This window comes from Streptomyces laurentii (assembly GCF_040635425.1).
Taxonomy (GTDB): domain Bacteria; phylum Actinomycetota; class Actinomycetes; order Streptomycetales; family Streptomycetaceae; genus Streptomyces; species Streptomyces laurentii.
Map to the genome: position 1 here is coordinate 162229 of NZ_JBEYHT010000007.1, position 8315 is coordinate 170543.

General features: G+C 75.2%; 5 protein-coding genes. 3 read left to right on the forward strand and 2 right to left on the reverse strand.

Annotated elements, in window-relative coordinates; genetic code table 11:
- The first annotated feature begins 349 nt into the window (after positions 1-349).
- The 3 genes from ABZ693_RS07210 (at position 350) to ABZ693_RS07220 (ending at position 4433) form a co-directional block, all read left to right on the forward strand.
- The gene (locus tag ABZ693_RS07210; RefSeq protein ID WP_359874287.1) at positions 350-3574 is read left to right on the forward strand and encodes a sacsin N-terminal ATP-binding-like domain-containing protein; all 3225 of its coding nucleotides are present in this window, start codon (positions 350-352) and stop codon (positions 3572-3574) included.
- A gap of 176 nt (positions 3575-3750) precedes the next feature.
- Positions 3751-3981 (forward strand): hypothetical protein, encoded by a 231-nt coding sequence (locus tag ABZ693_RS07215; RefSeq protein ID WP_359874289.1) that lies wholly within the window; start codon positions 3751-3753, stop codon positions 3979-3981.
- Positions 3981-4433 (forward strand): hypothetical protein, encoded by a 453-nt coding sequence (locus ABZ693_RS07220; RefSeq protein ID WP_359874290.1) that lies wholly within the window; start codon positions 3981-3983, stop codon positions 4431-4433. The genes ABZ693_RS07215 and ABZ693_RS07220 overlap by 1 nt, the downstream gene beginning before the upstream one ends.
- A 34-nt stretch (positions 4434-4467) precedes the next feature.
- Here the strand turns inward: ABZ693_RS07220 and ABZ693_RS07225 are convergent, their stop codons facing one another.
- Together ABZ693_RS07225 and ABZ693_RS07230 are read right to left on the reverse strand one after the other, a co-directional pair.
- Positions 4468-5439 (reverse strand): SCO6745 family protein, encoded by a 972-nt coding sequence (locus tag ABZ693_RS07225; RefSeq protein ID WP_359874292.1) that lies wholly within the window; start codon positions 5437-5439, stop codon positions 4468-4470.
- Positions 5440-5524: 85 nt separating this feature from the next.
- On the reverse strand, positions 5525-8071 hold the full coding sequence (locus tag ABZ693_RS07230) for a cation-translocating P-type ATPase (protein ID WP_359874294.1): 2547 nt from the start codon (positions 8069-8071) through the stop codon (positions 5525-5527).
- Positions 8072-8315 lie beyond the last annotated feature (244 nt).

An 8315-nucleotide genomic window follows, 5' to 3' on the forward strand; every position in this document is an offset into this window, starting at 1 on the left:
CCGGGCGGGCGGGCGGTCGTACGTCCCGGACGGGCGTACCGGACACGTGCACCGGACTGCTGTACGTGACGCAGCCCCCGTACGCCTCTCGGCGCCACGTCCCCGCGTTCCGGAGCCCCGGCCGAGGTCTCTCCCGTCAGGGGCGCGTACGTGCCCTTGTGCGCCCCTGAGGGGCGGACGCGCCCCGGCCGTCGGAGCGGTCGCGGGCACGGTACCTTCGGGCACCGGTATCGGCACCGGGCCCCCGCCCGGCCGCCGGACCAGGGCAGTGACCGGGATCCGGATCCCCGGACCTCGGCACCCGGGCCGGCCCGCCCCGTTCCACCCCCACCCCGACTCGTCCCGCAGAGTGGAGTCAGACGTGAGCGTCGTCAGCGTCAGGACGTCGACCGACGGAGCCGACCCCTTCGGTACCGCACGGCTTCGCAGAGGCGTGCTCGACGCGTGGGCCGCCGGCCCGGCGCGGTTCCGCGAGGACGCCAACGCCGAGGAGGACCTGGTTCTCGGCGGCTACCGCGACCGGCTCGTCGTCGAACTCGCCCAGAACGCGGCCGACGCCGCCCGCCGCGCCGGCGTCCCCGGCCGGCTCCGGCTCACCCTGCACCCGGCCGGCGCCGACGGTCCCGCCGTCCTCGCCGCCGCCAACACCGGCGCCCCGCTCGACGCCGCCGGCGTCGAGTCCCTGTCGACGCTGCGCGCCTCCGCCAAGCGCACCGAGCGCGACAACACCGCCGCCGCGGGCCCGGCCACCGTAGGCCGCTTCGGCGTCGGCTTCGCCGCCGTCCTCGCCGTCTCCGACGAACCGGCCGTCCTCGGCCGCCACGGCGGCGTCCGCTGGTCCCTCGCCGAGGCCCGCGCGCTCACCGCCGACGTCGCCCGGCACAGCCCCGGCCTCGGTGACGAACTGCGCCGCCGCGAGGGCCACGTACCGCTGCTGCGCCTCCCGTTGCCCGCCGAGGGCACCGCGCCCGACGGCTACGACACGGTCGTCGTCCTGCCGCTGCGCGACGCCGCCGCCGTGGATCTCGCCGAACGGCTGCTCGCCGCCGTCGACGACGCCCTGCTGCTCACCCTGCCCGGCCTGACCGAGGTCGTCGTCGAGACCGCCGAGGGCGTCCGCACCCTCGCCCGCGCCGAGCGCGACGGATACGTCCACATCCAGGACTCCACGACCGGCGCCCACCGCTGGCGTACCGTCAGCCACGGCGGCCCGCTCGACCCGGCGCTCCTGAAGGACCGGCCGGTCGAGGAACGCCTCCGCCCGCACTGGTCGGTCACCTGGGCCGTCCCCGTGGACGAGGACGGCGCGCCCCGCTACCCGCAGACCACTCCGGTGGTGCACGCCCCCACCCCCACCGACGAGCCGCTGGGCATCCCCGGCCTGCTCATCGCCTCGTTCCCGCTGGACACCGCGCGCCGCCACCCGGCGCCGGGACCGCTGACCGACTTCCTGGTGGACCGCGCCGGTGAGGCATATGCCGAACTGCTCGCGGACTGGCAGCCGGTGACCACCGGCACCCTCGACCTCGTCCCCGGCCCGCTCGGCAAGGGCGCGCTCGACGGGGCCCTGCGCGCGGCGATCCTGGACCGGCTGCCGAGGATCGCGTTCCTGGCCCCGGCCGTCCCCTCCGAGGAACTGCCCGCGCTGCGGCCGATCGAGGCCGAGGTCGTGGAGGGCGCGGGCGCCGAGACGGTAGCCGTGCTCGCCGAGGTGTTCCCGACGCTGCTGCCCGCCGGTCTGGAGCGGCGCGTGGAGCTGCGCACGCTGGGCGTGGGCCGGCTGCCGCTGACGGAGGCCGTGGACCGGCTCACGGGCGTGCACCGGGCGCCGGAGTGGTGGTGGCGGCTGTACGACTCGCTGGCGGGCGTCGACCCGGAGCGGCTGACGGGCCTGCCCGTGCCACTGCAGGGCCCGGCGGAGGAGCCGGCGACGGAACCGGCCGTCGATCCCATCGAGGGGGACGCCGAGGTGCCGATGGGTGCCCGGATCCGTACCACCATCGGCCCCCGCCAGGTCCTGCTGCCGCAGGACCACACCTCCGCCGACCTGACCCGGCTCGGCCTGAAGGTCGCCCACCCGGACGCCGCCCACCCGATCCTGGAGAAGCTGGGCGCCGTCCCGGCGACCCCGCGCGCCGTGCTGACCACGCCGCAGGTACGGGCCGCGGTCGCGGCCTCGCTCGACGCGGGCGAGATCTGGGACGAGGACGCCGACACGCTCGACGCGGACGAACTCGCCGAGACCGTCCTCGCCCTCGTCCGGGACGCGGACCTCGCACCCGGCGAAGAGCCCTGGCTTGGCGCCCTCGCGCTGCCCGACGAGGACGGTGAACTGGCCCCGGCGGGCGAACTGGTGATGCCCGGATCGGCGTTCGCCTCCGTGATGCGCGAGGACGAACTGCCGCTCGTGGAGGCGGAACTGGCCGAGCGGTGGGGCGAACAGCCGCTCGCCGCCTGCGGGGTGCTCGCCGGCTTCCAGCTGGTACGCGCCGCCGACCTGGTCCTCGACCCAGACGAACTGGAGCCCCGTGAGGGCGACTTCGCGGAGCCTGACGACGCCGGACTGCTCGACGCCGTGGACGTGTGGTGCGAGGACGTGCTCGACCGGCTGCCCGACACCCCGGTGCCGCCGGTCGCCACGGAGATCGTCGCCGTACGGGACCTCGACCTCGTCGACGACGACGCCTGGCCGCAGGCCCTCGCCCTGCTCGCCCGGCCGCCGCTGCGGGACGCCCTGACCCAGCCCGTACGGGTCCTGCTGCCGGACGGCACGACCGAGACCGTACGGTCGTACACCGCCTGGTGGCTGCGCGACCACCCGGTCCTCGACGGCCGCCGGCCCGCCGGACTGCGCGCGGCCGGCACGGACCCGCTGCTCGCCGGCCTGTACGACGCGGCCGACGCCACCGGTTTTGACGACGAGCAGGTGCTGCGGGCCCTCGGCGTCCGTACCTCCGTGGCCGCCCTCCTCGACGAGCCGGGCGGCGCCGCCGAACTCCTGGCCCGCCTCGCCGACCCCGGCCGCGAGGTCACCGGCGCCCAACTGCACGCCCTCTACACCGCGCTGGCGGACCTCGACCCGGAGCAGGTCACCCTGCCCGACGAGCTGCGCGCGGTCGTCGACGGCACCCTGGTCGTCGTCGACGCGGCGGACGCCCTCGTCGCCGACGCCCCCGACCTGCTGCCCCTCACCGCCGGGCTGCCCCTCCTCCCGGTCGCCCCGGACCGGGCGGCCGACCTGGCGGAACTCTTCCAGGTCCGCCGGCTGAGCCAGGCCGTCGAGGCCGAGGTCACGACGGACGGCGAGGAACACGACGTGCCGCCCGCCGTCCACGCCCTCCTCGGCCCGGACACCCCCGCCACGTACGTCGAGCACGACGAACTCCGCGCCGCCGGAACCGAACTCGACTGGCGCCGCACCCCCGACGGCGTCCTGCACGCCGCCACCCTGGAGGGCGTCGCCGCCGGCCTCGCCTGGGCCACCCGCCAGTGGCCCCGCCGCTTCGAGGTGGCCGCGCTGCTGGAAGACCCGTCGCGGACGGAGGAGTTGGCGCGGGACCGCTGGTTCGACTGAGCGGGGTGGGGTACGGGGCGGGGTCTCGGAGGCGGTCCGGTGCCTGGGGGCGCCGCCCGCCGGCCCCGCGTCGCTCGGTCGGCCGACCGCGTTTGCAGGCCCCCGGCCCCGGTGGCAGCGTCGCCGGTGGGCCGGGCGAGACGGCACCGGCGAGCGCGACCGGAAGAGGGACAGGCATGGCCAAGGAAGGACTGCGGGTCACCGTTCAGGGCGACCTGCCGGCGGACACGATGGAGCGGATCGCGGCCGCCGTGCGGCGGACGGTGCTCGACGAGGTCGCGGAACTCGACATCGCGCCCCCGCTGCGCGAGGTGGCCCCCGCCGAGCGGACCGCCAAGCCGGGGCAGCCGGACGCCGCGCTGCCCCGTCCTCCGATCATGGGGATCATCTTCGAGCCGGAGGAGTAGTGGCCGGGGGAGTAGCGCCCGGGGGAGGCCCCCGGGCGGGCACGGGGAGCGGGGCGACCTGCCCCAGCAGTTCCTGTACCGCCGGCCATCTGCTGCTCGGCATCGTCCGGCCGGACGGGACCGTCGCCGCGCTGCACCCGCCGCTGCCGGTGAGCGCCGCGTTCGCCGACCGCGCGGCGGCCCCCGGGCTGCGCCCGCCCGAGGCCCGGTTCCGCTTCGCCGGCCCGTGTGTCGAGTCGGCGTGCCGCCAGTGGGCGGAGGGCCGGTGCACCCTGGGCGACGAGGTGGCGGACCGGGGCCGCGCCGAGCGTGCGGAGCGCGCCGGGTCCGACGCGTCCGCGCCGCCGCCGTGCGCGATCCGCCCCACCTGCCGCTGGTGGGCCCAGGGCGGCGCCGACGCCTGCCGGATCTGCCCGGGTGTCGTGCACACCACGACCGTGGCGTCCGCCTGACGGCCCCCGACGCCTGACCGGGCGCCCGGAGGGCCTACTCCCGTCCCAGTCCCATCGGATTCGGGAACGGGATGGCCCCGGAGGCGACCACCTCCGCGGCGACCGGGACGAGCAGTTCCAGGACCCGTTCGCGTTCCTCCCGCCCCAGCGCGTCGTAGTACGGCCGGGCGGCCAGGGCGTCCGTACGGGTTTCGACGCGGGTACGCAGGGCGTGGCCCTCGGCGGTGGGCCGCCCGGAACCGTCCAGGAGGTCCCGGGCGGTCAGCCGGGCGGCGGCCGCCCGCCAGTCGGCCTCGCTCCAGCCGCGGTTGTCGCGCAGGGTCTGCTCGGGCGCGCCGCCCGCGGCGGCGGCGAAGAGGACGTGGACCTCGCAGCCGTCGAGGCCCTCGGCCGTGAGGAGGGCGACATGGCCGTCCCCGCGGTGTTCCCGGAGCGCCGTCGTGGCCTGCCACAGCGCGCCCACCGGATCGCCGGCGCCCGTACCCTCGCCCGTACCCGTACCCGTACCCGTACCCGTACCCTCGCCCGTACCCGTGCCCGTACCCGCATCCGTATCGGAGCCCACCAGTCCGCGGTTCGCGGCGAACAGCGGGCGCCCGGCACCGTCGGCCGCCGCCACCACCCGTTCGAGGAGTGGGACGAGTTCGGGGGCCGTCTTCGCCGCCGAAGGGGCCACCCGGCGCAGCGCGGCGGTCGCGGCCTCGCCCCGCGCGCGAAGGACGGCGTCCGGGGTGGCATATGCCCAGGCGTCCGGGATCGCGCGGCGCACCATCGCGGGGTGGAAGTTGTAGAACGTGCCGTCCACCACCCCGGCGGACACGGCCCCGAGGGGCGCGGCGCGGGACGCGAAGTACCCCATCCAGAAGCCCCGCAGCCCGACGGCCCGGTTGGCTTCGCGGCTCTCGGGCGCGAAGTACGTGACGGCGTGCGCCGGTTCCATGACCTGCCAGACCCGGCGGGCGAACGCGCGCCGCTCGGCCCCGGCCCTCTCGTCTCCCTGATCCACAGCCGTCATCGTGTCACGGCGAAGGCCCCAACCTCGTGTCATATGCGCGAGATTGGGGCCTTCGCCGTGGCCGGGGAGGAGCCCGTCAGGCGGGGAAGCGGCGGCCGACCCACCGCCACGCCCACTCCAGGATCGCCGAGCCCACCGCCGCGATCGCGACGGCCGTCCACGGCATGGTCACGCCGACCAGCTTCAGGGCGAAGAACTGCTGGAGCCACGGCACCACGAGGACGACCAGGAACGCGCCGCCCATCGCGGCGACGAGCAGGAGGCGCCACCACGTGTAGGGGCGGGCGATGATCGCGAGCACCCACATGGAGACCAGGAACAGGGTGAGGGTCGCGACGCTCGTCTCGGCGTCGAGGGCGCCGGGGCCCGTGTAGTAGTGGCGGGCCAGCAGGTAGGTGGTGAAGGTGGCGGCGGCCGCGATGACGCCGGCGGGGATGGAGTACCGCATGACCCGCCGGACGAAGTTCGGTTTGGCGCGTTCCTTGTTGGGCGCGAGAGCGAGGAAGAACGCCGGGACGCCGATGGTGAGGGTGGACAGCAGGGTGAGGTGCCGGGGCAGGAACGGGTACTGGACGCCGGTGACGACGACGAGGATCGCGAGCAGCACCGAGTAGACCGTCTTCGTCAGGAAGAGGGTGGCGACGCGCGTGATGTTGCCGATGACCCGGCGGCCCTCGGCGACGACCGACGGGAGCGTGGCGAAGGAGTTGTCGAGGAGGACGATCTGCGCCACGGCGCGGGTGGCCTCGGAGCCGGAGCCCATGGAGACGCCGATGTCGGCGTCCTTCAGGGCGAGGACGTCGTTGACGCCGTCGCCGGTCATGGCGACCGTGTGACCGTGCGACTGGAGCGCGGCGACCATGTCGCGCTTCTGCTGCGGGGTGACCCGGCCGAAGACGGTGTGCTCGTCGAGGGCCGTCGCCATGGCCTCGCGTTCGGTGGGCAGGGTGCGCGCGTCGATGGTGTTGGCGGCGCCGGCCATGCCGAGCTTGCCGGCGACGGCGCCGACGGAGACGGCGTTGTCGCCGGAGATGACCTTGGCGGCGACGTTCTGGTCGGCGAAGTAGGCGAGGGTGTCGGCGGCGTCGGGGCGCAGCCGCTGTTCGAGGACGACGAGCGCGGTGGCGCGGGCGCCGGCGGCGATGTCGGGGGAGTCGAGGGGCGTCGGCTCCGCCGTGCCCCCGTCGCTCCCGGCGGCGGTCCCGTCGGCGGCGCGGGCGAGCAGCAGGACCCGCAGGCCCTGCTCGTTGAGCCGGTCGACCTCGGCGAGGGCCGGATCGCCGGCCGGCAGGAGGACGTCGGGCGCGCCGAGCAGCCAGGTGGAGTGCGCGGCGGCCCCGGCGCCCGCCCCACCCGACGTGCCCGCCCCGTTCCCGCGCTCCTCGAAGGCCGCGCCGCTGTACTTGCGGGCCGAGGAGAAGGGCAGGGCGTCCGTGCAGCGCCACTCCCCGCGGTCCGGATAGGCGTCGATGAGGGCCTGGAGGGAGGCGTTGGGGCGCGGGTCGGAGGCGCCGAGGGCGCCGAGCACCCGGCGTACGTACGACTCGTCGGCGCCGTTCAGGGTCTGGAGGCGGGTGACGTCCATGCCGCCCTCGGTGAGCGTGCCGGTCTTGTCGAGGCAGACGACGTCGACCCGGGCGAGCCCCTCGATGGCGGGCAGCTCCTGCACGAGGCACTGCTTGCGGCCGAGGCGGATCACGCCGATCGCGAAGGCGACGGAGGTCAGCAGCACCAGGCCCTCGGGGATCATCGGGACGATGCCGCCGACGGTGCGGGCGATGGCGCCCTTGAGGTTGTTGTTCTCGCCGACGAGCTGGCTGATGATCAGCCCGATCGCGGTCGGGATCATCATCCACGTCACGTACTTCAGGATCGTGGAGATGCCGGCGCTCAGCTCGGAGCGGACGAGGGTGAAGCGGGACGCTTCCTCGGCGAGCTGTGCGGCATATGCCTCGCGTCCGACTTTGGTGGCGGTGAAGGCGCCGCCGCCCGCGACCACGAACGACCCCGACATCATCCGGTCGCCGGGCTGCTTCAGGACGGGGTCGGCCTCACCGGTCAGGAGCGATTCGTCGACCTCCAGGTTGTCGGCCTCGGCGACGATGCCGTCGACGACGACCTTGTCGCCCGGGCCGAGCTCGATGAGGTCGTCGAGGACGATCTCGGAGGTGGAGATCTCGGTGGCGGCGCCGTCGCGGCGGACGGTCGGTTTCGCCTCGCCGATGACGGCGAGCCCGTCGAGGGTGCGCTTGGCGCGCAGCTCCTGGACGATGCCGATGCCCGTGTTGGCGATGATGACGTAGCCGAAGAGGCTGTCCTGGAACGGCGCGACGAAGAGCATGATCAGCCACAGCACGCCGATGATCGCGTTGAAGCGGGTGAAGACGTTGCCGCGGACGATGTCGGCGGTGGAACGGGAACTGCGGACGGGTACGTCGTTGACCTCGCCGCGTTCGACGCGCTTGGCGACCTCGGTGGCGGTCAGGCCGGTCGAGCGGGGCGCGACGGCGCCCCCGAGAGAGTCCGAGCCGGGACCGGAACCGGAGCTGGAGCCGGAAGCGGGACTTCGGCCGTGGTCGTCGGCTCCGTCGTCCCCGGTGTTGATCTTCGCCCGCTCAGTCATGTTTTCGACGGTACGGCCGGTTCCGGCCGGTCACCCACCGAAAGGTCCGAAGATCAGACCGGGGGAGGAGCGGGATGGTCCTCAGGTGCGACGCCGCCCCTTACGGGACAGGTGTACGGTCCCGCGGCCCCCGTGCCTACGCGCCGGACGCCTACGCGCCGGACGCCTACGCGCCGGACGCCTACGCGCCGGACGCCTACGCGCCGGACGCCTACGCGCCGGACGCCTACGCGCCGGACGCCTA

Coding starts and splice junctions, on each gene's coding strand:
- ABZ693_RS07215 (WP_359874289.1), top strand. CDS start 3,751: ATGGCCAAGGAAGGACTGCGGGTCACCGTTCAGGGCGACCTGCCGGCG.
- ABZ693_RS07230 (WP_359874294.1), bottom strand. CDS start 8,071: ATGACTGAGCGGGCGAAGATCAACACCGGGGACGACGGAGCCGACGAC.